Below are 25508 nucleotides of genomic sequence, written 5' to 3' on the forward strand. Positions count from 1 at the left end.
GCTCACTCCTACATGGGGATCGGGGTGATCACACCCTTTGTGGGCGACACACCTGTACTGTAGGAGCGAGCTTGCTCGCGATGGCGTCATCACTCACACCATCAATTTCAGCCACCAACCGCATATTTAGTCGCAACCCAACCCCGGTGTTTTCGGCCCAAAGCTGCCCGCCCTGACGCTGCACCGCATTCCTGGCAATGCTCAATCCCAAGCCAAACCCGCCATCCCCCGGTCGCGAACCGTCTAGCCGAGTAAACGGCGAAAAGATCCGTTCAAGATCCGCCTCGGCCACCCCACCGCCCTGATCTTCCAGCCACACATGCCAGAAATCGCCATCGCGCTGCCCACCGAGACTTACAACGCCGCCCTCGGACGAATGACGAATAGCATTGCGCAGGATGTTTTCAAGTGCCTGCGCCAGGGTGTTGAGGTTGCCGCGAACCCAGCAGGTCGAGTCCACCGTGCAGCGCAATTGACTGACCGGCCAACCGCTTTCGTAGCAGGCGTTTTCCGTGAGCATTTCCCACAGAGCCTGAATCTGGATCGCCTCATCGGGCAGCGGTGATCGCTCGGTGTCGAGCCAGGCCAGTTGCAACGTGTCTTCCACCAGACGCTGCATGCCATCGACTTCCCGGCCAATGCGCTCACGCAACGCTGTCAGCTCCTGCTCGCTTTCGCTGGCCACCCGCAAGCGGCTCAGCGGCGTGCGCAGTTCGTGGGAGAGGTCGCGCAACAATTGTTGCTGCAGGGCCACCGTGCTTTGCAGGCGCTCGGACATGTGATCGAAGGCCCTGCCCAGCTCACCGAGTTCATCCGAACGATTGGTGGTGCTGCTCGACAAGCGCACATTCAACTGGTCGGCGCGCCAGGCGTTGGCCTGTTCACGCAGACTGTTCAACGGCACCACCAGCAGTCGATACAGGCCGACACACAGCAGCAAGGTAAACAGCCCTGGAATCACCCCGTTGGTAATCACGCGCCAGAAGGTCCTGTAACGCCCGGGCAAGAACCGCTGGGGCAGTTCGATCACCAGATTGCCGACGCTTGGATCACTGGGAAACGGTATGCGCAGCCAAGGTCGGCCTTGCTTGTGAATAGGCCAATCGAGGCCACGCAGAAAGGTCAGACGCTCGATTTCCTTGCCCGTCAGTGGCTGATTGCTCAATGTCTGCAAATCACCGCCAATGACACCAACCCAGCCCTTTTCGCGTTCCTGCATCCCCTGCAGCCAACGATCGACGCCGTCACTTTGTCCCTGGCGCCACGCCTGTTCAGCCTCGACGGCATAGCCCGCCAGGGTGCGTCGGGCCTCATCGGACAGAAACTGGTTGCGCTGCTCCATGTACCGGCCCCACGACCAGCTCAGCCAGATCATCAGCAAACAGAACGCCACCAGCAAACACGCCAGTTTCCAGAACAGTGAGTGCCGCCCCGGCAGGTCAGACCACTTCATCGGCCGCACTCAATACGTAGCCTTTGCCCCACACCGTTCGCACTTCGCGCGCGGTGTAGCCGATACCTTTGAGCTTGCGGCGAATCTGGCTGACGTGCATGTCGAGACTGCGGTCATGGGCCGCGTAGCCGCGTTGCAGTACGTGTTGATAAAGGAAGGCTTTGCTCAGTACTTCATCACCGCTGCGGTTAAGCGTTTCCAGCAATCGATACTCGCTGCGGGTGAGGCCGGCGGCGTGTTTGCCATGAAAAACTTCGCACAGCTCATCGTCAAAACGCAGGCCGCCCGTCTCGCTGTCAACCGCTGACGGCACCGGTGGAGGTCGACGGTCGAGCGCCACCCGGCGCAGGATCGCTTCGATGCGCACACGCAATTCGGCCATGCTGAAGGGTTTCGGCAAGTAATCATCGGCACCCAGGCGAAAACCGCTGATACGATCCTCTTCGGCGCCCAGCGCGGACATCAGCACCACAGGCGTGGAGTGGCTCTGGCGTAACTGCGTCAATACATTGAGCCCGTCGAGGCCCGGCAACAGAATATCCATCAACACCACATCGAAGGCCTGCTGACGCGCGATGGCCAGACCTTCCTGGCCGTTCTGGCACCAGGTCACCTGAAAGCCGCAACGGCCCAAATGCTCATGCACATACGCCCCGAGCACCAGGTCGTCTTCGATGGAAAGGATTCGGGGGTGGCCGATAGAGATGGGAGTCATGAGTATCTGCAAATAATTCTCAGTTGATGATTATTCAAGATTGCCCATCGATGGGCAACCCAAGGTTTGCCTTTGAGGCAAAAGCCGCCCGCCAGCCGACGAATGACGACATCAATTTTACGAAGATTGCCTGCCTGCAAATCGCTACACTGCCCGGGTGGCGCGTACCGGACGTACACGCAGGTCAATCAATCGCTGGATGCAGGAGAGATGCGTGCTCACGAAACTGGGAATTAAAGGCCGCGTGCTGTTGCTGACCCTGTTGCCAACCACTCTGATGGCATTGGTCCTGGGCGGCTATTTCACCTGGATGCAGCAATCCGACCTGCAAACCCAACTGTTGCAGCGCGGCGAAATGATTGCCGAACAACTGGCGCCCCTGGTGGCTCCGGCCATGAGTCACAAGGACAGTGAACTGCTGGAGCGCATTGCCACCCAGGCGCTGGAAACCGCGGACGTGCGCGCAGTGACGTTCCTCGCCCCCGACCGCACGTCGCTCGCCCATGCCGGCCCGACCATGCTCAACAGCGCACCGCTGGGCAACGGTTCGCAGATGCTGCGCCGCAGCGGCAATGATGCGACGCGCTACTTGCTGCCGGTGTTCGGCAAACACCGCAACCTGGCCGGCGACTTGATCCCCGAAGAAGCCGATCGCCTGCTGGGCTGGGTCGAAATCGAGTTATCCCACAACGGCATGTTGTTACGCGGCTACCGCAGCCTGTTCGCCAGCCTGCTGATGATTGCCGCAGGCCTGGCCGGCGCGGCGCTGCTGGCCCTGCGGATGGGCCGGACCATCAACCGGCCGATCAGCCAGATCAAACTGGCGGTGGCGCAACTCAAGGACGGGCATCTGGAAACCCGCCTGCCGCCGCTCGGCAGCCAGGAACTGGATGAACTGGCCTCCGGCATCAACCGCATGGCCGGCACATTGCAAAACGCTCAGGAAGAATTGCAGCACAGCGTCGACCAGGCCACCGAAGACGTGCGCCAGAATCTGGAAACCATCGAGATCCAGAACATCGAGCTGGACCTGGCGCGCAAGGAAGCCCTGGAAGCGAGCCGGATCAAATCCGAGTTCCTGGCCAACATGAGCCATGAAATCCGCACGCCGCTCAACGGCATTCTCGGCTTCACGCACTTGCTGCAAAAAAGCGAACTGACGCCGCGCCAGCTCGACTACCTGGGCACCATCGAAAAATCCGCCGACAGCCTGTTGGGGATCATCAACGAAATCCTCGACTTCTCGAAAATCGAGGCCGGCAAACTGGTGCTCGACAATATTCCGTTCAACCTGCGCGACCTGCTCCAGGACACCCTGACCATTCTCGCCCCGGCGGCCCATGCCAAACAGCTGGAACTGGTGAGCCTGGTGTATCGCGACACGCCGCTGTCGCTGGTCGGCGATCCGCTGCGACTCAAACAGATCCTCACTAACCTGGTGAGCAACGCGATCAAGTTCACCCGCGAAGGCACCATCGTGGCCCGCGCCATGCTTGAAGAAGAGCATGAAGACAGCGTGCAACTGCGCATCAGCATTCAGGACACCGGCATCGGTCTGTCGAACCAGGACGTGCGCGCACTGTTCCAGGCCTTCAGCCAGGCCGATAACTCGTTGTCCCGGCAACCCGGCGGCACGGGCCTGGGGTTGGTAATTTCCAAGCGACTGATCGAACAGATGGGTGGCGAAATTGGCGTCGACAGCACACCGGGTGAAGGTTCGGAATTCTGGATCAGCCTGAGCCTGCCCAAGACTCGCGATGACGCCGAAGATCTGCCTGCCGCGCCCCTGCTCGGGCGTCGGGTGGCAGTGCTGGAAAACCATGAACTGGCCCGGCAGGCATTGCAGCACCAACTGGAAGACTGCGGCCTGAGCGTAACGCCGTTCAATACCCTGGAAAACCTGGCCAATGGCGTGACCGGCGCGCACCAGACCGATCAGGCCATCGACCTGGCGGTACTTGGCATCACCAGCAACGACATGCCACCGGAGCGACTGAACCAGCACATCTGGGACCTCGAACACCTGGGCTGCAAAGTCCTGGTGCTGTGCCCGACCACCGAGCAGACGTTGTTTCATCTCTCGGTCCCCAACCCGCACAGCCAGTTGCAGGCCAAACCGGCCTGCACCCGCAAACTGCGTCGCGCCTTGTCCGATCTGGTCAACCCGCGCCAGCAGCGCAGCGAACCCGGCGAACCGGTGTCGAGTCGTGCGCCGAAGGTGCTGTGCGTCGACGACAACCCGGCCAACCTGCTGTTGGTGCAAACCCTGCTCGAAGACATGGGCGCCAAGGTATTGGCCGTGGACAGCGGTTACGCGGCGGTCAAGTCCGTGCAGACCGAAACCTTCGACCTGGTGTTGATGGACGTGCAAATGCCCGGCATGGACGGACGCCAAAGTACCGAAGCGATTCGTCAGTGGGAAAGTGAACGGCATTGCACACCGCTGCCGATCGTGGCCCTCACCGCTCACGCCATGGCCAATGAAAAACGTGCGCTGCTGCAAAGCGGCATGGACGATTACCTGACCAAGCCCATCAGCGAGCGGCAACTGGCGCAAGTGGTGCTGAAGTGGACAGGCCTGGCATTGCGCAACCACGGGCCGGAACGTTCCAGCGACAGCCACGGCAGCGCGCATGACTTGCAGGTACTCGACCCCGAAGAAGGTTTGCGCCTGGCGGCGGGTAAGGCGGATCTGGCGGCGGACATGCTCGCGATGTTGCTGGCCTCGCTAGAAGCCGACCGCGAGGCCATTCGCATGGCCCGGGACAGCAACGACCAGACTGCTTTGATCGAGCGCGTCCATCGCTTGCACGGGGCCACCCGTTACTGTGGCGTCCCGCAACTGCGCGCCGCCTGCCAGCGCAGTGAAACACTGCTCAAGCAACAGGACCCGAAAGCACCCGGCGCATTGGAGGAGCTCGAACGAGCGATCAATCGTCTCGCCGCTCACGCCCGGATCAATGCCTGACACAGCGCAATGGCGCCGATCACCATCGGCGCTAAGCTGGCCCGTGTAGCAGCTGCCGAAGGCTGCGTCCGGCGGCGAAGCCGTCGTAAAATCAGGCACTGCGCTCGTTCAGGGAAACCGCGTTTACCGGATTTACGACGGCTGCGCCGCCGGACGCAGGCTTCGCCAGCTGCTACATACAGCATGAATTAAATGGAGGATTGCATGCGCACGATACTTTTCAGCAGCCAGACTTACGACCGTGACAGCTTTCTGGGCGCCGACCTGCCCGCCGGAATCGAGCTGCACTTTCAATCAGCGCGGCTGAGCCTGGATACCGTAGCGCTGGCAGACGCGCACGAGGTGGTCTGCGCCTTCATCAATGACGACCTCAGCGCCCCGGTGCTTGAACGTCTTGCCGCGGGCGGTACGCGCCTGATCGCTCTGCGTTCGGCCGGTTACAACCATGTCGATCTGCCTGCGGCCAAACGTCTGGGCCTTACGATCGTGCGTGTCCCGGCCTACTCCCCACACGCCGTGGCCGAACACGCAGTGGCGCTGATCCTGGCCCTCAACCGCCGCTTGCACCGAGCCTACAACCGCACCCGCGAAGGCGACTTCAGCCTGCACGGGCTGACCGGCTTCGATCTGGTGGGCAAGACCGTCGGCGTGGTCGGCACCGGGCAGATCGGCGCGACGTTCGCCAAGATCATGAATGGTTTCGGCTGCCAGTTGCTGGCCTATGACCCCTACCCCAACCCGCAAGTCGAAGCCCTGGGCGCGCGTTATCTGAGTTTGCCGCAGCTGCTGGCCGAGTCGCAGATCATCAGCCTGCATTGCCCACTCAACGAGCAGAGCAAACACTTGATCAATCGCGAGTCACTGGCACACATGCAACCCGGCGCGATGCTGATCAACACCGGGCGTGGTGGCCTGGTGGACACGCCGGCGCTGATTGACGCGTTAAAGGACGGCCAATTGGGCTATCTGGGGCTGGATGTGTATGAAGAAGAGGCGCAGCTGTTTTTCGAGGATCGCTCGGACCTGCCGTTGCAGGATGATGTGCTGGCGCGGCTGCTGACCTTTCCGAACGTGATCATCACCGCGCACCAGGCCTTCCTGACCCGTGAAGCCCTGGGCGCGATTGCCGCGACGACCCTGCAGAACATCGCAGCCTGGGCTGCCGGTGCGCCGCAGAATCGGGTCGAGGGCTGACCGGGTCAGGCCTTCGACAACAGGATCATCAACGCCAACCAGCCAAAACCCAGCAGGCGCTGCCCGAGGGAATGCCCGCGGCGCAGCAGGAACCAGACAAAAAACGGCGGCAGAAAGAAAATCATCAGTTTCAGCCACAGCTCTACCGGACGTGTCCCATCGAGTGCCGGTGTCGGTGCGGATGCCGGCGACTGAACGTCGGCTTCGACCGCGGTTTTGCGCTTACGCCCGAACGCGGCCGGGGTCACCCGGGCCACTTTCTCGTCCGTCGGTAAACGCCCGAACGAAAGAGGCGCCTGCACAGGCGTTGCCGTCGAAGTGGCCGCTTGCACCGTTGCCGCGGGTGCACCGCAATGAATGCAAGCAGGCGCCGTGGAGCTGATGCTCTGCTTGCACTCATAACATTCGATTAACGCCATGTCCGTTCCTTAGAGATGCAAAAGCGGCAGTGTGCCATGAGTCGGCAGGTCATTTGAACCTGATCGAAGGTCATCTACCCGCGCCATGCTGCGTGCAGGCCCGTGATAGCATACCGCGCATATTTGGAGGACCCATGGTCGAACACGATTTCCGCTACACCCTGATGAGCCCGCAACACACCCTTACCGAATGCCGCGCCCTGGTGCCGGGGCGTTATCAAGTCACCGGCAACGGCGGCTCGATCCGGATTGGCGATGTGCTGGTAGTCACCCTTAAAGGCAGCAAGGACTTGTCCATGCGCCTGACCGTCGAAACCGTTCGTCACTTGATCAACCCGCCGGGCCAATGGGTCGCGGTGAGCAGTGGTCCGGTGTTCGGCGAGTTGGGGATCCACACGTGGGAAGTCAATTGCGACAGTTGCGCCAAGGCACTGAGCTTCGAGTTCGCGGTCGACGCCAAGCTCGGCAACAAGGCTGAAAAGCCCGCTGCCACCGCGCGGATTGCCGAATTGGGCTGGGCCACCGTTAGCGACAAACACCTGTGCCCGAAATGCCAGGAGCCTGTGTGATGAAACGCCTCGCTCTGACCACTATGGTCGGTGCCAGCCTGCTGGGCTGCGCCGCCGAGCCGGTGCAACTGCAACAAAATCGTAGCTACATTCTGGAATGGATCGGCGATCGTCCGTTGATCGACTACAGCCACCTGACCATCACCCTGGGTGACGACGGTCGGGCCTATGGCAATGGCGGCTGCAACCATTGGTTCGCGCCGTATACCCTGGATGGCGACAATCTGACCTTCGGCAAAATCGGCAGCACCCGCAAACTCTGCGCACCCGCGCTCATGGAGCAGGAAAAGCGCTTCCTGGAGGCGTTGGAAGGTGTGCAACGCTGGGATATTTCACCGATCGACCAGATGCGCTTCTGGCCGGCGGAAGGAAAGCCGCTGCGTTTGTGGCTCGAAGAGGGTTGATCCCCCGCTGATGATCGCTCCCATGCTCTGCGTGGGAACTATCAAGGTGAGGATTGAAGACGACGCAGCTCCCTGTAGCAGCTGGCGCAGCCTGCGTCTGGCTGCGAAGCTGCCGTGAAATCAGGCTATGCGGTCATACAGAACGACTGCATTTTCAGGGTTTACGACTGCTGCGCAGCCGGACGCAGGCTGCGCCAGCTGCTACAAATCGCGTTACGGCTAGTTCTTCGCCTGCAACGCCTCCAGCTTGGCCATCACCCCCGCCGCGGTCTGCTCGCCCATCAGTTGTTCACGCACCTTGCCTTTGTTATCGATGATGTACGTCACCGGCAAGGCTTCACTGCGCGGCAATTCAAAAAGATCGGCCGGGTCTGAAGCCAGTACCGTGAACTTGATGCCCAGTTTCTCGCTGGCGCTCTTCAGCTCTTCACCCTGCACGTTGTCGAAATTGACCCCGAACACGCCGATCTTCTTGTCCTTCAATTGATCGGCCAAGGCGTTCAACTGCGGAATCTCGGTGCGGCAAGGGCCACACCATTCAGCCCAGTAATTAAGCACCAGCCATTTGCCATCCAGGCGATTGGCAGCAACCTTGTGACCGTCCTGGTCAATACCATAGTCATTGCCGCAGCCCCCCAGCATCAACGCCCCGAAAATCGCCAATGCCGCTGCCAGTCGCCTTGTCATGTCGTGATCCTTGTTCAAAATTGAATGCGCCTGCGACCCATCGCCTCGCAAGGTTCTGGATTACGCGCTGCCCAGTTAGAATAGCCGCCACCTTACGCAAGAAGCGACCCGCACATGACCGATCTGACGCTTTATCACAACCCGCGCTGCTCGAAATCCCGCGGTGCGCTCGAATTGCTCGAAGCTCGTGGCCTGACGCCGACCGTGGTCCGTTACCTGGAAACCCCGCTGGACGCCGTACAAATCCAGAGTCTGCTGGGCAAGCTGGGCATCAGTGCCCGGCAATTGCTGCGCACGGGCGAAGACGAATACAAGACCCTGAACCTCGCTGACGCCAGCCTGAGCGAAGCACAAGTGATTGCGGCCATCGCGGCTCATCCGAAACTCATGGAGCGACCGATTCTCGAAGTCGGCGACAAAGCCATCATCGGCCGGCCACCGGAGAACGTGCTGGAGTTGCTGCCGTGAGTGCACCGTACATTCTGGTTCTGTATTACAGCCGCAGCGGCTCGACCAATGAAATGGCCCGCCAGATTGCCCGTGGCGTCGAGCAGTCCGGTATGGAAGCGCGCCTGCGCACCGTGCCGGCGATTTCCACTGAATGCGAAGCCGTGTCGCCAGACATCCCGGACGAGGGCGCGCTGTACGCCAGCCTCGACGACCTGAAGAACTGCGCGGGCCTGGCCATGGGCAGCCCGACCCGTTTCGGCAACATGGCGGCACCGCTCAAGTACTTTCTCGACGGCACCAGCAACCTGTGGCTGACCGGTGCGCTGGTGGGCAAACCGGCTGGCGTGTTCACCTCCACTGCCAGCCTGCACGGCGGCCAGGAAACCACTCTGCTGTCGATGATGTTGCCACTGCTGCACCACGGCATGCTGATCACCGGCCTGCCTTACAGCGAGTCGGCCTTGCTGGAAACCCGTGGTGGCGGCACGCCCTACGGCGCCAGCCATCACGCAGGGGCCGATGGCAAAAGTGGTTTGAACGAACACGAAGTCGCGCTGTGCCGGGCCTTGGGCCTGCGCTTGGCGAAGACTGCGCAAAAGCTGGGGAACTGACGTGGCCAAGAAGCCGAAGATTCTGCCCTCCATCGAATGGCTTGAACCGCGGGTTCGGGCAATGCGCGCCGTCAGCTTGCTGTGCTTTTTCGGTCTGGTCGGGCTGTTGTGCGCCTACTATCTGGTGTTTGCCGATCTGCATGGCGCACGGCCGTGGGTGATTCTGCTGATCGAATTGGTGCCGCTGCTGCTGTTGGCACCAGGGATGCTGATCGGTAGCCCGCGCGGGCATTCGTGGATGTGTTTTGTGGTGAACCTGTATTTCATCAAGGGCGCGCTGGCAGCGTATGACCCCAACCGGCAGCTGTTCGGATTACTGGAAATGGGCGCGAGCCTGGCGGTGTTCTGTTCGGCGTTGCTGTATGTGCGGTGGCGGTTTCAGTTGAATCGCAAGTTGGCGGGTGAAGGCGAAATTTCCGCCGCCTGACCGCGCCTAAGTTGATCGTTCCCACGCTCTGCGTGGGAATACCGCCCGGGACGCTCCGCGTCCCTGTGACGCGGAGCGTCACTTGATGCATTCCCACGCGGAGCATGGGAACGATCATGTCGCGATTCGGTTTTAATGATTGACGGTGTAAGCGAGCATCATCGAAATCTGGCTCATCGGCCGCCCGCCACTCTGTTCATGCCACTGGTTGAACACGCCCTGCACTGTCGCCAGGTCGCGCAAACTGGTCGGCACCTTGTCGACGATCTTTTGCGCATTCAATGCTGCGACCACGTCGTAACTCGGCACAAACGTGTCCTTGCCGACCATGCGCAAGAAGCGTGGCGCCGACAGCCCGCCCAATTGATGGCCGCGTTTTTTCAGGGTCGTCCACAACCCGACGATATCGGTCACGGGCCAATCGGCGAGCAACGCGCCGAAGCTGCCGTGTTCGTGCGCCACGTCCAGAATGAACTGCGCATTGCGCGGCACACTCTTGAGCTTGCCCAAATGGCGGATGATCCGCGCGTCCTGCATCAAGCGTTCGAGGTGTTCGGCGCTCATCAGCACGACTTTTTCCGGGTCGAACTTGAAGAACACTTCTTCGAAGGCCGGCCACTTGGCGTCCACCAGACTGTGCTTGAGCCCGGCGCGAAACACACGCAGCGCCATGGTCGAGAGGTAACGGTCGTCGCTGATCTTGCGTAACTGTGCCGGGGTTTTCGGAACGGGCAGATGGGCTTCCAGTTCAGCTGCCGAGCCGAAACGGTTCAGACAGTATTCGTGCAGCCACTTGTAGTCGCGCATGCCCTCTCCTAAAGAATGAAATGAAAACGGCGCCCGCAAGCGCCGTGTGTCAGAGCTATTGCAACTGTCAGAGGTTCACCACATTGACGAAGCGCGAAGCCGCCGTCTCATCGATCTTGAGGCTGGTGAAGTCGAACAGGTTGCGGTCCGCCAGTTGCGACGGGATTACGTTTTGCAGGCTACGGAAAATGCTTTCGGTGCGGCCCGGGGTCTTGCGCTCCCAGTCTTGCAGCATGTCCTTGACCACTTGACGTTGCAGGTTTTCCTGAGAACCGCAGAGGTTGCACGGGATGATCGGGAATTGCTTGAAGTCCGAATAAGCCTGGATGTCTTTTTCGTTGCAGTAGGCCAGCGGGCGGATCACCACGTTGCGGCCATCGTCGGCGCGCAGTTTGGGCGGCATGGCCTTGAGCGAGCCGTTGAAGAACATATTCAGGAAAAACGTCTCGACGATGTCGTCACGGTGATGACCGAGGGCCATTTTGGTCGCGCCGATTTCATCGGCAAACGTGTAGAGCGTACCGCGACGCAGGCGCGAGCACAGCGAGCAGGTGGTCTTGCCTTCCGGGATCAACTCCTTGACCACCGAATAGGTGTCCTTCTCGACGATGTGGTACTCGATGCCCAGCTCTTTGAGGTAGGCCGGCAGCACGTGCTCCGGGAAACCTGGCTGCTTCTGGTCCATGTTCACCGCCACGATCTCGAACTTGATCGGCGCGACCTTCTGCAAGTGCATCAGCACATCGAGCAGGGTGTAGCTGTCCTTGCCACCAGACAGGCAGACCATGACCTTGTCGCCGTCTTCAATCATGTTGAAATCGGCAACAGCCTCGCCGGCCTGGCGGCGAAGGCGCTTTTGCAGTTTGTTCTGGTTGACCGTAAGAGTGCCCATGACGCGAAATCCGTGAGGTGTGACGAAAGGCCGGCATTTTACGCAAAAACACATCAGGGGCGAAGTGCCCACCGTCTCCTGTAGGGATCTGCGTGCACAGACCCGTCGGCGATTAACAGAGATCTTTACAGCGCGATTTGCTCTAAGCCCCTTTCACCTGTGCGGTTAAGTCCTTTCTATACTGCGACATAAGGTCGCATTTAAATCCAGACCTTTACTTACGTGGCCACTTTGGCCGGTAGGCGCTCCACTGGGGGGCGACGGTAAAAACAAGAGGAGTGACTGGCATGATCCATCACGTAGTGGGGCTCTTCACCCACCCCGACCAGGAATGGAAAGAAATCCGTGGCGACCAAGAGGAAAGTATCAGCCACATGTACCTGACCCACACGCTGATTCTGGCGGCGATCCCCGCCGTGTCGGCGTTTATCGGCACCACGCAGGTCGGCTGGGTGATTGGCAGCCGTGCACCGGTGATGTTGACGCAAGAAAGCGCGCTATGGATGACGATCATGTCGTACGTGGCGATGCTCGGTGGTGTTGCAGTGATGGGCGCGTTCATCCACTGGATGGCTCGCACCTATGACGCCAACCCGAGCCTGGCCCGTTGCGTTGCGTTTGCAACCTACACCGCGACCCCGCTGTTCGTTGGCGGTCTGGCGGCGCTGTACCCACACATGTGGTTGGGGATGGTCGTCGGGACGGCTGCCATCTGCTACACGGTGTACCTGTTGTATGTGGGGCTACCCACTTTCATGAACATTCCAACAGACGAGGGCTTTCTTTTTTCAAGTTCGGTGCTTGCGGTAGGCCTGGTGGTGCTCGTAGCCATCATGGCGTTCACAGTCATTGTCTGGGGACTCGGCGTGGGGCCGGTCTATACGAATTAAAAACTCTGCACCCAAAATAACCAGATCTGCCAATACAGGCCGCCGCAAGGCGGCCTTCTAATGTCCAGGGCAGACGGGGTGGCGACCATTCGGCGCCTCGGCGATTCGCAAGCCAACAGGGTTGCGGCATACTCGACGTCTCTGGAGATCCATCAAGCATGCCCGAGCAACTCAATACCCGCGTCGAAGACTGTTACCAACTCGCCGAATCCTTTTTCAAACGAACTTTCAAACGCCCCGTGGTGAGCCTCAAGCTGCGCGGTCAAAAAGCCGGTGTCGCGCATTTGCACGAGAACCTGCTGCGCTTCAACCCGCAACTGTATCGGGAAAACACCGAAGACTTTCTCAAGCAAACCGTGGCCCATGAGGTCGCGCACCTGATCGCTCATCAACTGTTTGGCGACCGCATTGCGCCCCATGGTGAAGAGTGGCAATTGATCATGCGCGGCGTGTACGAACTGCCGCCCAATCGCTGCCACACCTACGATGTCAAACGCCGCAGCGTGACGCGCTACATCTACAAATGCCCGTGCGCGGACAGCGACTTTCCGTTCTCGGCCCAACGCCATGGCCTGGTGCGGCAGGGGCGGCGGTATTTGTGTCGGCGCTGCCGCAGCACCTTGGTGTTCAGTGGGGAGATGCGGGTCGAGTAGTTGGATGATCGTTCCCATGCTCTGCGTGGGAATGCCGCCATGGACGCTCTGCGTCCACTGTGACGCAGAGCGTCACGGGAAGCATTCCCACGCGGAGCATGGGAACGATCTATGCAATGACCTTGGCACGACGCAGATCTTCGATCCGTTGCGCACTGAACCCCAACGCCCCCAACACCTGATCGGTATGCTGCCCCAACGTCGCGCCAATGTGCCGAGGCTCTGGCAACCCTTGCGAAAACTTCAACGGGCACGCCATCTGCGCCTGACTCGTCCCATCCCCGCGCGGCACCTCAGTCACCAACGCCCGAGCCTGCAACTGCGGATGCAGAACCGCTTCGCTCATGCTCAACACCGGTTCCACACAGGCATCCACCCCGGCAAACAGCTCGCACAGTTGAGCAAAGTCATGCTTCTCGAATTCAACCTTCAACTCGTTCTTCAACGCCTGTTGCTGCACCGGTTTCGCTGACAACCCCTGCGCCGCCAGTTCCGGCCGCCCCAGCGCCGTACACAGTTGCTGCATAAACACCGGTTCCAGACTGCCCACCGACAACCAGCGCCCGTCCCGCGAACGGTAATAGTCGTAGAAACTGCCGCCATTGAGCACCTGGTCTTCCCTCCCCGGCTCCACGCCGCAGGCCAGGTACCCGGCGCCCGCCATCGCGTTCAGGCTGAACGCGCAGTCCGTCATGCTCACATCCAGATGCTGGCCTTGCCCGGTCTGCTGCCGGGCGATGACGGCCGCCAGCAGACCGATCACCCCATGCAACGAACCACCGGCGACATCGGCCACCTGGGCGCCCAACGGCAGCGGCCCACTGTCGGCGCGGCCGGTGTAGCTGGCCAGCCCCGCCAGCGCCAGGTAGTTGATGTCGTGGCCGGCGCGGTCCTTGTAGGGGCCGGTCTGGCCATAACCGGTAATCGACACATAAATCAGTTTGGGATTGATCGCCTTCAAGGCCTCATACCCCAACCCCAGGCGCTCCATCACGCCGGGGCGGAACTGCTCCAGCACGATGTCGTGATCGGCCAGCAACTGCTTGATCACCTCCAGCGCCTCGGGCTGCTTGAGGTCCAGCGCCAGGCTGCGCTTGTTGCGATTGAGGTAGGCGTGACTGGCGGAAATACCCTGATCGTGAGGCGGCAGTACCCGCAGCAAATCCAGGCGGGTCGGCGATTCGATGCGCAGCACTTCGGCGCCCATGTCCGCCAGCAACAACGAGGCAAACGGCCCCGGCAACAGTGTCGAGAAATCCAGAACCTTGAGTGATGCCAATGGACCGGGCATGAGTGATCTCCGTGAACGATGCCTCCAGACTAGGCAGCCGATGGCATTGCAGCAATCACCCGAAGTGTCAGCAAAGGTGACCGTTGCGCTCAAATCCCAGGCAAGAAAAAACCCGCCGAAGCGGGTTTTTCAGTGCAACGAGGGTTACTTGACGTTGCTTGGGGTAGGGCCTTCGGCCACGCCCAGGTCATCTTCAGGACGGGTATCAGCGATACCGCGACCGCCAGACGCCAGTTCTGCGTTCATCACGTCGGTGTCCAGTTCTTTAACCCACTTGGCCACGACCAGGGTGGCCACAGCGTTACCCACCAGGTTGGTCAGGGCGCGGGCTTCAGACATGAAGCGGTCGATACCGAGGATCAGCGCCAGGCCGGCAACCGGCAGGTGGCCAACAGCGGACAAAGTCGCCGCCAACACGATGAAGCCACTGCCGGTTACGCCAGCAGCGCCTTTGGAGGACAGCAGCAACACCACCAGCAAGGTGATCTGGTGAGTGATGTCCATGTGGGTGTCGGTCGCTTGAGCGATGAACACGGCCGCCATGGTCAGGTAGATCGCCGTACCGTCGAGGTTGAACGAGTAACCGGTCGGGATCACCAGACCCACTACCGACTTCTTCGCGCCCAGACGTTCCATCTTGATCAGCATGCGCGGCAGTACCGATTCCGACGAGGAAGTACCCAGCACAATCAGCAGTTCTTCACGAATGTAGCGAATCACTTTCAGCACGCTGAAGCCGTGAGCGCGAGCGATACCGCCCAGCACAACCAGGATGAACAGCACGCAAGTGATGTAGAAGCACGCCATCAACTGACCCAGTTGCACCAGCGAACCCACACCGTAGGCACCGATGGTGAACGCCATGGCACCGAAGGCACCGATTGGCGCGAGCTTCATGATCATGTTGATGATGTTGAACATCACGTGGGCGAAGCGATCGATGAAGTCCAGGATCGGCTTGCCGTAGGCACCCAGGCGATGCAGGGCGAAACCAAAGATCACCGAGAACATCAGCACTTGCAGGATATCGCCCGTGGCGAACGCGCCGACGATGGTCGACGGGATCACATTCAACAGGAAGCCGACGACGCTTTGATCCGCCCCCGCGGCGACGTATTGAGCGACTTTGGAAGCATCCAGCGTGGCCACGTCGATATGCATGCCGTTGCCCGGCTGGACGATGTTGACCACCAGCAGACCGACCAGCAAAGCGATGGTCGAAACGATTTCGAAGTAGAGCAGCGCGTAACCGCCGGTCTTGCCGACCGACTTCATGTTCTGCATGCCCGCAATACCGCTGACGACGGTGCAGAAGATGATCGGGGCGATGATCATTTTGATCAGTTTGATGAACCCGTCACCCAGTGGTTTAACCGCCACACCAGCTTGTGGGTAGAAGTGACCGAGCGCGATACCGATAACAATTGCAACGATCACCTGGAAATACAGGGATTTGTACAGTGGCTGACGAGTCGTCATTGCAAAGTTCCTCAAGAGTGCCCGGTGACAACATCCATCTGTTGTCCACGACACCTGAATTGCGAACCCTCCTGCTTCTGGAGGGATTTGTTTTCGAGCTGCGCGAAGGCAAGCTTCTGCTCGTTGTATCGCAAGGCCCGTGCCACCTTCACAAAATCACCGGCAAGCCTTTTGACATCAAGGGTTGCAGGTTTGTCGTGGTCATCCATCGGCTCGCACAATGTGGCGGGTTTCCGCCCATCGGCCAAACCTCGTCCTACAATTTGGCGGATATCCGCCTTGTCCGTTGCCAGCCACCACGGCTACCATCCGTCGCTCAATGGACGGACTTGCCTGCTTATGCGCGAACGCACCATCGCCAGTCATTTCGCCCGCGCCGCCCTCGGTGGCGCGCGCCGGCTGGGTGTCGACTGTTCAGACTTGTTACAGCAACTGGGCATCAGCCTCGAGTTGCTGGACGAGCCACGTGCGCGGATTGCGCCTGAACAATTCACCCGATTGATCCAGGGTTTGTGGCAGGCCCTGGACGACGAATACCTGGGATTCGGGCCCGCTCCGAGCAAAACCGGGAGCTTCGCGATGATGTGCCACGCGGTGATCCACTGCCGCAATCTGGAAAAAGCGCTGCATCGCGGCTTATTGTTTTATAGCTTATTCCCCGGCAGTCCGCGTCTGAGCCTGACCCATGAAGGCGACATGATCCGCCTGTGCCTCGATGATTCGAAGCTCCAGGACCCGGACCATTTTCTCACCGAAAGCCAACTGTTGGTCTGGCATCGGCTGGGCAGCTGGATGATCGGCCAACGCATTCGCCTGGAGCAGGCGACCTTCAGTTACCCGAGGCCCGAGCACGGCGCGGAATACGACTTGCTGTTCTCTTGCCCGCTCGAATTTTCTGCGACGCAGAGCAGCCTGCTGTTTCACAGTCGATACATGAACATGCCGCTGTTGCAAGACGAGCGCACCCTCAAGCACTTCCTCGAACACTCCCCCGCCGACCTGCTCTCGCGCCCGGATGATGGCGACAGCCTGAGCAGCCAGTTGCGCCGTTTGCTCAGCCGCGACAGTGCGCGCTGGCCAGACCTCGAAGCCGTGGCCGCGCATATGCACATCAGCCCGCAGACCTTGCGCCGGCACCTGCGCGAGGAAGGCACGAGTTTTCAGGAATTGAAGGACCAGTTGCGTCGGGACATTGCGATTTATCACTTGGGGCGTGCGGATCTGTCGTTGCAGCAGATCGCCGAGCAGTTGGGATTTTCAGAACCTTCGGCGTTTCATCGAGCGTTCAAGAAGTGGACAGGGTTGACGCCTGGCGCCTACCGCGCGCAAGAGCACTGAAGGTGCACTGATCGTTCCCACGCTCCGCGTGGGAATGCAGCCCAGGACGCTCCGCGTCCCTCTCTAACGTTGGAACGCAGAGCGTCCCTTGAGGCATTCCCACGCAGAGCGTGGGAACGATCAGTGCGTTAAGCGTTTTGCGGATCGACGTTATCCAGCATCCGGTTCACCGCCAGTTCACCCAACATGACCGAGTGTTGAATGCCCAGCAGGGTATGGCGCTGCGAACCGTCCTGTTGCCCGGCGAAATCACTCAACATCACACTCGCTGATGCCAACGTCTCACAGGCGTTGACCAGCAGGGTTTCGTCATCGGTGTCGGGGCCGACGAAATAGATAGTGCTGGGTTTGCGTGGCGTGTCTTTGGGGATGACGGGGTTGAGGTAGTAATCAAGGGCGCGGTCGGCGGCGGTGTTGAGCTTTTTGGAGTCGGCGGTTTCGTAGGGGGAAACGTCGTCGGTTTCTGGCGGGTTGGGCGTGATTTTGAAACTGTGAAGCTCCGTGGTTGGTTGAGCCGCCACGACCTATCGCTAAACAAGTAAAGGTGGCGGCTGTACGCAGGTTAGCGATCCGGGACACAGAAACCCCGGGTAGACCTCGAAGGTCTCCCACGCACAGCCGCCATTACGCGAACTGCAGCTTTGCGTCTGTGTAGGGGATCGGATCGCTAAACCCGATCGCTGATTCGTCAGCGACCCGCAAACGATAGAACCCACGCCCTAGACGCACAAGCCGGCGGATTCTGGCGTAGTCGTAGGCAGCGGCGCAAGGATGTGTAGCCTGAGAGAGTGTCTGTAGATTTCTTTTAAACAGCACTGTTTATTACAGAGCATCTTGATCGTTCCCACGCTCTGCGTGGGAACGCAGCCCGGGACGCTCTGCGTCCCTTTCGAGAGCAGGAACGCGGAGCGTCCCTTGAGGCATTCCCACGCAGAGCGTGGGAACGATCGGTGAAGGGGCCAGCAGGGCCACCCACTAAACCACCGGAAAATGAATCCGGAACGCCGCCCCGCCCATTGGCGAATCCCCCAGCGTCAGCTTGGCGCTGTAGCTCTCGATAATGTCCTTGACCACCGCCAGCCCGATCCCCTGCCCCGGGTGCTGACGATCCAGCCGCTCGCCGCGTTCGAGAATCCGTGCACGCTGATCCATCGGCACACCGGGGCCGTCGTCCTCGACGCACAACTCAACGCCGCTCAGGGTTTCACGCACGCTGATGCGCACTTCACCCAGGCACAGCCGATACGCGTTTTCCAACAGGTTGCCCATCATTTCCAGCAAGGCGCCTTGCTCGATCGGCACATCACATGGGTCCGGCAGATCGAAAGCGACCCGCACGCGCTTGTCGCGATAGACCTTGTCCAGTGTGTCGCACAGGCTTTTGAGCACCGGTTGCAGACGCACCTGGTGACGCACCAGACCACTTTTGCGCAGGCTGGCGCGTTGCAGTTGATAGCTGATTTGTTGGCTCATGCGTTCGATCTGGGTTTGCAGCACCCTGGCCTGTTCGCGGTTTTCCGGGCGCTGGGCCATGTCTTCGCTGACGCCTTGCAGCACGGTCAACGGGGTTTTCAGGCTGTGGGCCAGATCATCGAGGGAGTCGCGGTAGCGGCTGCGCTGTTCGCGCTCGCTGTGCAGCAAACGGTTGAGGGAGCCGGTCAGGCGCAACAGTTCACGCGGGTGCTGTTCGCTGAGGCTTTCACGGGCGCCGCTTTCGATTTCGTCGAGTTCCTGACTGAGCCGGCGCAACGCCTGCAAGCCCCAGGTCAGGCCGATCCACAGCAACGCCAGCAGCACCAACAACGCCGCGCCGAAACCGAGGTAAAGGTTTTCGCGCAGACCTTCGACGGTGGTTTCGTATTCGCTCACCGGTTGCAGAGCGACGATGCTGAACGCGGCGCTTTTGCCGCTGAGCAGTTTGACTTCGACGTCATAGACGAAGAACTCTTGGCCACTGGCCTCGCGAATACGCGCGAACTCATTACCACGTCCGTCGTAACGCGGTTTGTAGTTGATCATCTCCTGCCCGGTGCCCTTCGAACGCCAGACCAGGTGAGCATCGCGGTCAAAGATGTAGCCGAGCAAACGGCTGTCCGTCAGGTTGAAGCGCTCATCCGGCAATTGCTCCGGCATTTGCAGGGTGTTGTTTTCCACCCGCGCGGCGGAAATCAGCGTGTTGACGTCCGACGCCAGGCGTTGCTCGATGGAATCTTGCAACGCCAGACTGAACGCGCCCTGCATCGCCGGCAGCAATGCCAGCATGAACAACACCGCCAACAGGGTGGCGGCGAGCATCAACCGGACGCGAAGGGAACGGATCAAGTGCAGCGCTCATTGAAGAGGTAGCCGAGGCCACGCACGGTGTCGATCGGTTTGAAGCCGGCCGGGCCTTCGAGTTTGCGGCGCAGACGGCCGACCAACACTTCGATCACGTTCGGATCGCGCTCGTCGTCGTCCGGGTAGAGCTGTTCCATCAAGCGGTCCTTGGCCACCACTTGTTGGTGATGACGCATAAGGTATTCGAGGATCCGGTACTCATACGCGGTCAGCGCCAGCGGCTGATCATCAAGAGAGGCTTGTTTGCGATTGAGGTCCAGCAGCAGTGGCCCGGCAACGATGGTCGACTGGGTGAAACCGCTGGAACGGCGCAGCAAGGCATTCAACCGGGCGTCGAGTTCTTCGAACTGGAACGGCTTGACCACATAATCATCGGCCCCGGCGGCGAGGCCTTCGACCTTGTCCTGCCAGTTGCCGCGCGCGGTCAGGATCAGGATCGGAAAGGTCTTGCCTCGTGCGCGCAGTTGGCGGATCAAATCGAGCCCGCTCATGCCTGGCAGGCCGAGGTCGATCACCGCCAGGTCATGGTTGAACTGCTCGGTCTGGTACAGCGCCTCTTCGCCATTGGCCACGGACTCGACCACATGGCCACTTTCCGTCAGGCGGGTTTGCAGGTGATGGCGCAACAGCGCTTCATCTTCGACGACCAACAGTTTCATAACGCTCTCCCAGGCAAATCGTTATCTCCAACAGCACAGTTTTCAGTCAGGCCGCAGAACCTGTGGGAGCGGGCTTGCCCGCGATAGCGATCTGGCTGGCACATCAATAGTGAATGTGCCGCCGCTATCGCGGGCAAGCCCGCTCCCACAGGGGGTTCGCTTATCTGAAGGCATTGGCACATGCCCACAACCTGTTCAGAAAGCGTAGTTTGCCGACAGGTAAGTCTGGGCGCTGCTGGTCAGGTCCAGCGAACCCTGTTTGCTGCCGCCGCGCTCGCTCATCTCGGTGCTGGCGTTGCTGCGCAGGTAACGGTAACCCAGTTCAACCGAGGTGTTTTGCGAAACCTGTTGCAACACACCGACCTGGCCGCCAATCGCATAACCGATGTCACTGTCACGGCTATAGCCTGAGGAATCCTGAGTCATCTTGGTCAAACCGGCCGTAGCCCCGCCAAACAATTTGGTGCTGCCGCCCACCGGGTAGAACAGATCGTAGCTGCCCAGCAGGTTTTCCTGGCGCAGTTTAATGCCATTGTGCGAGCCCGACACGTTGTCGTAAGTGGCGTAGTAGCGGCCCTCGCTGTTTTGCTTGCCCAGGCGCACACCATAAGTGGTGTCCTTGCCGATCACGCCGTCGGCGTTCGGATGGTTGAGGTTGTCGTTCAGGGCGTGGGATTTTTTGACTTTGTCGCTGGTCTGTCCAAGAGTAAGGCTGGCGAAATTATCGTCGGTCGCCAAAGCCGCGGTACTGGCGCCCATCACGGCGAAGGCCAGAAGCAGTTTTTTGAAAGTAGTCATTGGGGAGTTTCCTCATGCGCTATTTGCTTTTTGGGTATGGGGCAAGGTTACTCACCCCGCCCTGAACTCCCCCTGAACGCACACTGAACCTGAGCTGAATCAAATCCACCCAGCTGTTTTGCTGACTTTTTGCAGGAGATTCGACCATGCGCGTTTTCCTTGCCCTTGTATTACTGGCCTTGAGCGGACTCAGCCAAGCCGCCATCAAGACTCAAGAGATTCCCTACCAAAGTGCCGACGGTACAAAACTGATTGGCTACTACGCCTACGACGACGCCATCAAAGGCCAACGTCCAGGCGTGGTGGTGGTGCACGAATGGTGGGGGCTCAACGACTACACCAAGCGCCGCGCCCGTGATCTGGCCGGTCTGGGTTACAGCGCTCTGGCCATCGACATGTATGGCGATGGCAAGAACACCGAACATCCAAAGGACGCCATGGCCTTCATGCAAGCCGCGTTGAAAGACAGTGCCGCGTCCAGCGCGCGCTTCCAGGCCGGGCTCGATTTGCTGAAGAAACAGCCACAGACCAATCCGGATAAAATCGCCGCCATCGGTTACTGCTTCGGAGGCGGCGTGGTGCTCAATGCAGCTCGTCAGGGCGTGCCACTGGCAGGCGTGGTGAGTTTCCACGGTGCGCTGGCCACCCAGTCACCGGCGACGCCGGGCAATGTGAAGGCAAAAATCCTGGTCGAGCATGGGGCGATGGACAGCATGGTCACGCCGGATAACGTGGCCGCGTTCAAGGCTGAAATGGACAAGGCCGGCGCCGACTACACGTTCGTCAGCCTTGAGGGCGCCAAGCATGGGTTCAGTAATCCTGATGCGGATCGTCTGAGCCACGGCGATCATGGCGGGCCGGACATCGGCTACAGCAAGGCGGCGGATGAACAGTCCTGGGCGGATATGCAGGCGTTTTTCAAAAAGATATTTGGTTAGCGCAGCGATCGTTCCCACGGTCCCCGTGGGAATGCAGCCCGGGATGCTGCGCGTCCCTCGCGAATGTGACGCAGAGCGTCACTGGATGCATTCCCACGCAGAGCGTAGGAACGATCTTGCTACTACCCAGCCAGAAGGCAACCCGGCAAAATGCCGACATGAACTCCGTCCCCGCCCTCCCCGTTTGCTGCACCCCGCTCGACGCCCGTTGGCCGCTGCCGTTTGTGCTGCCCGATACGGTGCTGCTGAGCACCCGCTTTGATAGTTCGCAACTGGCCAGCGATGATTTCCAGCGCAGCGCCATTGAGCCGCCAGCGAGCATTCAGCGTTCGGTCGCCAAGCGTCAGGCGGAATTTCTGGCTGGGCGAGTCTGCGCCCGGGCCGCGTTGCAACAATTGGAAGGCCTGAGTGTCAGCCCGGCCATCGGCGAAGACCGGGCGCCGGTTTGGCCGGTGCACATCGCCGGCTCGATCACCCACAGCACTGGCCGGGCGGCCGCCATCGTCGCGAAAAAAACTGATTGGCGCGGCTTGGGGATGGACCTGGAAAACCTGCTCAACCCAGACCGGGCCGAACGTCTGGCAGGGGAAATTCTCACGCCGCCGGAGTTGCAGCGCATGGCAGCCGGTTGTCGCGATGACCTCGCACTGCTGGTGACGCTGACGTTTTCGGTAAAAGAAAGTCTGTTCAAGGCGCTGTATCCGATTGTCCAGCAGCGCTTTTATTTTGAACATGCCGAGGTGCTGGAGTGGACCGAGGCCGGTGAGGTGCGGTTGCGGTTGCTGACGGACCTGTCCGCCGAGTGGCGCAATGGCACGGAGCTTGAGGCGCAGTTCGGGGTGATGGATGGGCAGTTGTTGAGCCTGGTCAGTATCAAGGCCTGAAGATTTGCAGGGTTTGTACTGGCCTCATCGCGAGCAAGCTCGGCTCCCACATTGGATCTCTGACACACCGAAGATCACCTGTAGGAGCCGAGCTTGCTCGCGATGGCGGCCTGACTATCACCACAACTCTCAACGCTTCTCCTGATTGCGCGGCCAACTCAGGCTGAAACACGCCCCACCCAGGCTTTTACTCTGGCTGATCAACGCCCGCCCGTCATGCCAATGGATAATCCGCCGCACGATCGACAACCCCAATCCATGCCCGCCCGAGGCGCGGGTACGGCTGTCATCAAGGCGCAGGAACGGCGTGAAAATTCGCTCCCAGGCCAACTCCGGCACCCCCGGCCCGTCATCCTCGACGTCCACCCGACAACGCTGCTGCCCCACCTGATAACTGACGGTCACCCGTGAGTGGGCGTGACGCATGGCGTTGCTGACCAGGTTCTGAATGGCCCGATGTAAGTAACGCGGTTCGGCCTCGACCCAGGCGTCGTCGCAATCGGCGGCCGACAAACACAAGCCGCGCTGCACCGTGACCTCGGCGCGTAACGGCGCCAGTTCTTCGATCACTTGATTGACCAACGCATCCAGATCAATCCGCTGGAAATTCAGCGCCGGCGAACCCTGCTCCAGCCGCGCGTAGGTCAGCATCTCGTCGACCAGTTTGTCGAGGTCCTCGATGTCGTGATCCATGCCCTCGCAGTATTTTTCCAGCTGCTGTGGCGTGGTGGCCGAGCCGATCATCTCCAGGCCGAAACGCAGGCGCGCCACCGGCGTGCGCAACTCGTGGGACACGGCGCGCACCAGTTCACGCTGGATCGCCAGCAATTGCTGCAAGTGCTCGGCCATGCCGTTGAAGGCGGCGGCCAGTCGCCCCACCGAGTCGGCACCGCGCGCCGGCACGCGGGTTTCCAGGCTACCCTTGGCGATGCGCGTGGCGGCCGCTTCCAGCCCGCGCAACCGGCGCTCCAGTTGCCGCACCAACAAGTAAACGATCAGGCCAATCAGGCTCAAACCGAGGGCGGCGATCAACACCAGCCATTCGGGCGGATAAGGATTCATCTGGTACAGCGGGCCGATCTCCAGTACCCACGGCGTACCGACCATGCCGGCAAACACGCGGATCGAGTCGCCGCCCTTGCCCAGCGCCATCACGGTGTCACCCTCGGACACACGACGGCTCTGGTCCTCGTCCATGTCCGCCTGCTCGACCTTGACCAGGCGCAGGTCAAACCCAAACCCTTTGTCTTCTTTCAACAGCGCCAGCCGTTCGGGCTGTTCAGCCACCGGGTAGCGCACCAGTTCATCGACCAGCAAATAAATAGTGGCCCGGGCCAGTTGCTCGCTGATCTGCTGAACCTCGCCGGTGAGCACCAACTGTTCCTTGTCGTTGACCAGTCGGTAGACCTTCGCCGCATGCGGGCCGGTCTGTTCCACCAGCGCCTGACCGCGCAGCACACGGGTGCGCTGGGTGAGGTCGAGGTCGGTCTGGGCAAACGTGGTCAGCGCCAACGGAATGCCGAGCAAGCGTTCCCACACCAGCAAGGCGCGGTGGCGCTCGGTTTCGTTCATCGGCTTGAGGTTGTCGGCCATCAGCGAAAACGTACCGTGGGCCAGGCGCTCGCGGTATTGCTCGCTGCGCACTTCGTTGAGCAAGTGCAACGCCAGCACGCCCAGCACGGCGACCAGGACCAGCGCCGCACACATGCCGCCATAAATGCGCAGGAATATCGAATTCACAGCGACGGATCTACACAGGCTTCAGGCACAAACAGATAGCCCTTGCTGCGGATGGTTTTGATCAGCCGCGGGTGTTCCGGGTCATCGCCGATTTTCGGGCGGATGCGCGAGATCCGCACATCGATGGAACGGTCCTGGCCGTCATAGCCGATACCGCGCAGCGCGGTGAAAATCTCTTCGCGAGACAGGATCCGCCCGGCGTTGGCCACCAACAACCAGAGCAGGTCGAACTCGGCGCTGGTCAGTTCGATGCCGTTGTCATGCAACCAGGCTTCACGCAACGCGTTGTCCACCACCAGCGGGCCGAACTGCAGGCGCCGTTGTTTTTCCGGAGAGGCTTCGGGGCCTTCACTGCGGCGCAACAACGCCTGGATGCGCGCCAGCAACAGGCGCGGACGCACCGGCTTGCACACGTAATCGTCGGCACCGAGGTCGAGGCCGAGGATCTGATCGGTGTCGTCGGTGCGGGCGGTGAGCATCAGGATCGGCCCGTCATACTTGTCGCGGACCTTGCGGCAGATGCTCAGGCCGTCTTCGCCAGGCAGCATCAGGTCGAGAATCACCAGGTCCGGTTTCTCCTTGATGATACGTGCCGCCGCCAGCGCACCATTGCCCTCGATCGAGACGCGCAGGCCATTGGCTTCCAGGTAGTCGCGGGTCAGTTCGGCCAGACGCCGGTCGTCCTCCACAATCAATACCTGCCAGGCTTCTTGCTCCACGGTGACCTCTGCTTGCCAACAACACTAATAAGGAAGGATCCGCCCGTCTTTTTGTAATGATTGGGGAGGATAAGAATGCTTATACACTGGCCGATTGTATAAACGCCGCCCGCCGAGAACACAAGCCGGCAAATGCGTTCGGACAACCCGGTTTTTTGTGATAGGGTTCGCGCCCTTAAAAATCCA

General features: G+C 60.4%; 27 protein-coding genes. 12 read left to right on the plus strand and 15 right to left on the minus strand.

Annotated features, from left to right (window positions below; genetic code table 11):
* Positions 1-28: 28 nt before the first annotated feature.
* Complete coding sequence (locus LOY55_RS22945; protein ID WP_046031624.1) at positions 29-1453, minus strand: sensor histidine kinase; 1425 nt, start codon at positions 1451-1453, stop codon at positions 29-31.
* Positions 1440-2168, minus strand: a complete 729-nt coding sequence (locus LOY55_RS22950; RefSeq protein WP_258666872.1) for a response regulator transcription factor — start codon at positions 2166-2168, stop codon at positions 1440-1442. Before LOY55_RS22950 ends, LOY55_RS22945 begins: the two co-directional genes overlap by 14 nt.
* A 214-nt stretch (positions 2169-2382) precedes the next feature.
* On the opposite strand from LOY55_RS22950, the gene LOY55_RS22955 reads away from it, so the two are divergent.
* The gene (locus LOY55_RS22955) at positions 2383-5136 is read left to right on the plus strand and encodes a response regulator (protein WP_223522239.1); all 2754 of its coding nucleotides are present in this window, start codon (positions 2383-2385) and stop codon (positions 5134-5136) included.
* A gap of 204 nt (positions 5137-5340) precedes the next feature.
* A complete protein-coding gene (locus LOY55_RS22960) occupies positions 5341-6330 on the plus strand; it encodes a 2-hydroxyacid dehydrogenase (RefSeq protein ID WP_223522238.1) in 990 nt (329 codons plus the stop codon).
* 5 nt (positions 6331-6335) lie between these two features.
* On the opposite strand, the gene LOY55_RS22965 is transcribed toward LOY55_RS22960, so the two are convergent.
* Complete coding sequence (locus tag LOY55_RS22965; RefSeq protein ID WP_046031620.1) at positions 6336-6749, minus strand: hypothetical protein; 414 nt, start codon at positions 6747-6749, stop codon at positions 6336-6338.
* Positions 6750-6883: 134 nt separating this feature from the next.
* On the opposite strand from LOY55_RS22965, the gene LOY55_RS22970 reads away from it, so the two are divergent.
* Complete coding sequence (locus tag LOY55_RS22970) at positions 6884-7318, plus strand: hypothetical protein (protein ID WP_046031619.1); 435 nt, start codon at positions 6884-6886, stop codon at positions 7316-7318.
* The gene (locus LOY55_RS22975) at positions 7318-7722 is read left to right on the plus strand and encodes an META domain-containing protein (protein ID WP_046031618.1); all 405 of its coding nucleotides are present in this window, start codon (positions 7318-7320) and stop codon (positions 7720-7722) included. The genes LOY55_RS22970 and LOY55_RS22975 overlap by 1 nt, the downstream gene beginning before the upstream one ends.
* A 219-nt stretch (positions 7723-7941) precedes the next feature.
* Here the strand turns inward: LOY55_RS22975 and LOY55_RS22980 are convergent, their stop codons facing one another.
* Entirely contained in the window at positions 7942-8409 is a 468-nt protein-coding gene (locus LOY55_RS22980) for a TlpA disulfide reductase family protein (protein ID WP_077431469.1), read from the minus strand.
* A gap of 114 nt (positions 8410-8523) precedes the next feature.
* On the opposite strand from LOY55_RS22980, the gene arsC reads away from it, so the two are divergent.
* From arsC to LOY55_RS22995, 3 genes are read left to right on the plus strand one after another with little or no spacing between them, the layout of a single operon-like run.
* Positions 8524-8877 carry an arsenate reductase (glutaredoxin) gene (gene arsC / locus LOY55_RS22985; RefSeq protein ID WP_223522237.1) on the plus strand — a complete coding sequence of 118 codons (354 nt, stop codon included), beginning with the start codon at positions 8524-8526 and terminating at the stop codon, positions 8875-8877.
* Positions 8874-9470: an NAD(P)H:quinone oxidoreductase gene (wrbA, locus tag LOY55_RS22990; protein ID WP_046031615.1), complete on the plus strand. Its 597-nt coding sequence runs from the start codon at positions 8874-8876 to the stop codon at positions 9468-9470. The genes arsC and wrbA overlap by 4 nt, the downstream gene beginning before the upstream one ends.
* 1 nt (position 9471) lies before the next feature.
* Positions 9472-9897: a DUF2069 domain-containing protein gene (locus LOY55_RS22995; protein ID WP_109785175.1), complete on the plus strand. Its 426-nt coding sequence runs from the start codon at positions 9472-9474 to the stop codon at positions 9895-9897.
* 132 nt (positions 9898-10029) lie between these two features.
* On the opposite strand, the gene LOY55_RS23000 is transcribed toward LOY55_RS22995, so the two are convergent.
* Together LOY55_RS23000 and ttcA are read right to left on the minus strand one after the other, a co-directional pair.
* Complete coding sequence (locus LOY55_RS23000) at positions 10030-10704, minus strand: DNA-3-methyladenine glycosylase I (protein WP_109785174.1); 675 nt, start codon at positions 10702-10704, stop codon at positions 10030-10032.
* A 67-nt stretch (positions 10705-10771) separates the two neighbouring features.
* The gene (gene ttcA / locus LOY55_RS23005; RefSeq protein ID WP_077431467.1) at positions 10772-11596 is read right to left on the minus strand and encodes a tRNA 2-thiocytidine(32) synthetase TtcA; all 825 of its coding nucleotides are present in this window, start codon (positions 11594-11596) and stop codon (positions 10772-10774) included.
* Between the two features lie 287 nt (positions 11597-11883).
* Here ttcA and LOY55_RS23010 point away from each other — a divergent pair, with 287 nt between their 5' ends.
* Together LOY55_RS23010 and LOY55_RS23015 are read left to right on the plus strand one after the other, a co-directional pair.
* Positions 11884-12486 (plus strand): Yip1 family protein, encoded by a 603-nt coding sequence (locus tag LOY55_RS23010; protein WP_046031572.1) that lies wholly within the window; start codon positions 11884-11886, stop codon positions 12484-12486.
* A 158-nt stretch (positions 12487-12644) separates the two neighbouring features.
* On the plus strand, positions 12645-13139 hold the full coding sequence (locus LOY55_RS23015; RefSeq protein ID WP_046031571.1) for a SprT family zinc-dependent metalloprotease: 495 nt from the start codon (positions 12645-12647) through the stop codon (positions 13137-13139).
* A gap of 109 nt (positions 13140-13248) precedes the next feature.
* Here LOY55_RS23015 and LOY55_RS23020 read toward each other — a convergent pair whose 3' ends face one another.
* From LOY55_RS23020 to LOY55_RS23030, 3 genes are all read right to left on the minus strand, one after another.
* Complete coding sequence (locus LOY55_RS23020) at positions 13249-14430, minus strand: CaiB/BaiF CoA-transferase family protein (protein ID WP_258666878.1); 1182 nt, start codon at positions 14428-14430, stop codon at positions 13249-13251.
* Between the two features lie 144 nt (positions 14431-14574).
* Positions 14575-15909 carry a dicarboxylate/amino acid:cation symporter gene (locus tag LOY55_RS23025; RefSeq protein ID WP_109785171.1) on the minus strand — a complete coding sequence of 445 codons (1335 nt, stop codon included), beginning with the start codon at positions 15907-15909 and terminating at the stop codon, positions 14575-14577.
* A gap of 11 nt (positions 15910-15920) precedes the next feature.
* The gene (locus tag LOY55_RS23030) at positions 15921-16118 is read right to left on the minus strand and encodes a hypothetical protein (protein WP_046031568.1); all 198 of its coding nucleotides are present in this window, start codon (positions 16116-16118) and stop codon (positions 15921-15923) included.
* A gap of 130 nt (positions 16119-16248) precedes the next feature.
* Between LOY55_RS23030 and LOY55_RS23035 the strand changes: the two genes are divergently transcribed.
* Positions 16249-17247 carry an AraC family transcriptional regulator gene (locus LOY55_RS23035; RefSeq protein WP_258668364.1) on the plus strand — a complete coding sequence of 333 codons (999 nt, stop codon included), beginning with the start codon at positions 16249-16251 and terminating at the stop codon, positions 17245-17247.
* A 128-nt stretch (positions 17248-17375) separates the two neighbouring features.
* Here LOY55_RS23035 and LOY55_RS23040 read toward each other — a convergent pair whose 3' ends face one another.
* The 4 genes from LOY55_RS23040 to LOY55_RS23055 form a co-directional block, all read right to left on the minus strand.
* Entirely contained in the window at positions 17376-17768 is a 393-nt protein-coding gene (locus LOY55_RS23040) for a DUF6124 family protein (RefSeq protein ID WP_258666879.1), read from the minus strand.
* Positions 17769-18222: 454 nt separating this feature from the next.
* Entirely contained in the window at positions 18223-19569 is a 1347-nt protein-coding gene (locus LOY55_RS23045; protein ID WP_046031565.1) for an ATP-binding protein, read from the minus strand.
* Entirely contained in the window at positions 19566-20243 is a 678-nt protein-coding gene (locus tag LOY55_RS23050; RefSeq protein WP_109785168.1) for a response regulator transcription factor, read from the minus strand. The genes LOY55_RS23045 and LOY55_RS23050 overlap by 4 nt, the downstream gene beginning before the upstream one ends.
* 195 nt (positions 20244-20438) lie before the next feature.
* On the minus strand, positions 20439-21041 hold the full coding sequence (locus LOY55_RS23055; protein ID WP_223522232.1) for a hypothetical protein: 603 nt from the start codon (positions 21039-21041) through the stop codon (positions 20439-20441).
* A 146-nt stretch (positions 21042-21187) separates the two neighbouring features.
* Here LOY55_RS23055 and LOY55_RS23060 point away from each other — a divergent pair, with 146 nt between their 5' ends.
* Together LOY55_RS23060 and LOY55_RS23065 are read left to right on the plus strand one after the other, a co-directional pair.
* The gene (locus LOY55_RS23060) at positions 21188-21979 is read left to right on the plus strand and encodes a dienelactone hydrolase family protein (protein ID WP_109785166.1); all 792 of its coding nucleotides are present in this window, start codon (positions 21188-21190) and stop codon (positions 21977-21979) included.
* Between the two features lie 158 nt (positions 21980-22137).
* Entirely contained in the window at positions 22138-22863 is a 726-nt protein-coding gene (locus tag LOY55_RS23065) for a 4'-phosphopantetheinyl transferase (protein ID WP_223522231.1), read from the plus strand.
* A gap of 129 nt (positions 22864-22992) precedes the next feature.
* Here LOY55_RS23065 and LOY55_RS23070 read toward each other — a convergent pair whose 3' ends face one another.
* Both LOY55_RS23070 and LOY55_RS23075 read right to left on the minus strand, forming a co-directional pair.
* On the minus strand, positions 22993-24603 hold the full coding sequence (locus LOY55_RS23070) for an ATP-binding protein (RefSeq protein ID WP_046031560.1): 1611 nt from the start codon (positions 24601-24603) through the stop codon (positions 22993-22995).
* Complete coding sequence (locus LOY55_RS23075; protein ID WP_046031559.1) at positions 24600-25322, minus strand: response regulator; 723 nt, start codon at positions 25320-25322, stop codon at positions 24600-24602. Before LOY55_RS23075 ends, LOY55_RS23070 begins: the two co-directional genes overlap by 4 nt.
* Positions 25323-25508 lie beyond the last annotated feature (186 nt).

Source organism: Pseudomonas sp. B21-040 (assembly GCF_024748695.1).
Classification (GTDB): domain Bacteria; phylum Pseudomonadota; class Gammaproteobacteria; order Pseudomonadales; family Pseudomonadaceae; genus Aquipseudomonas.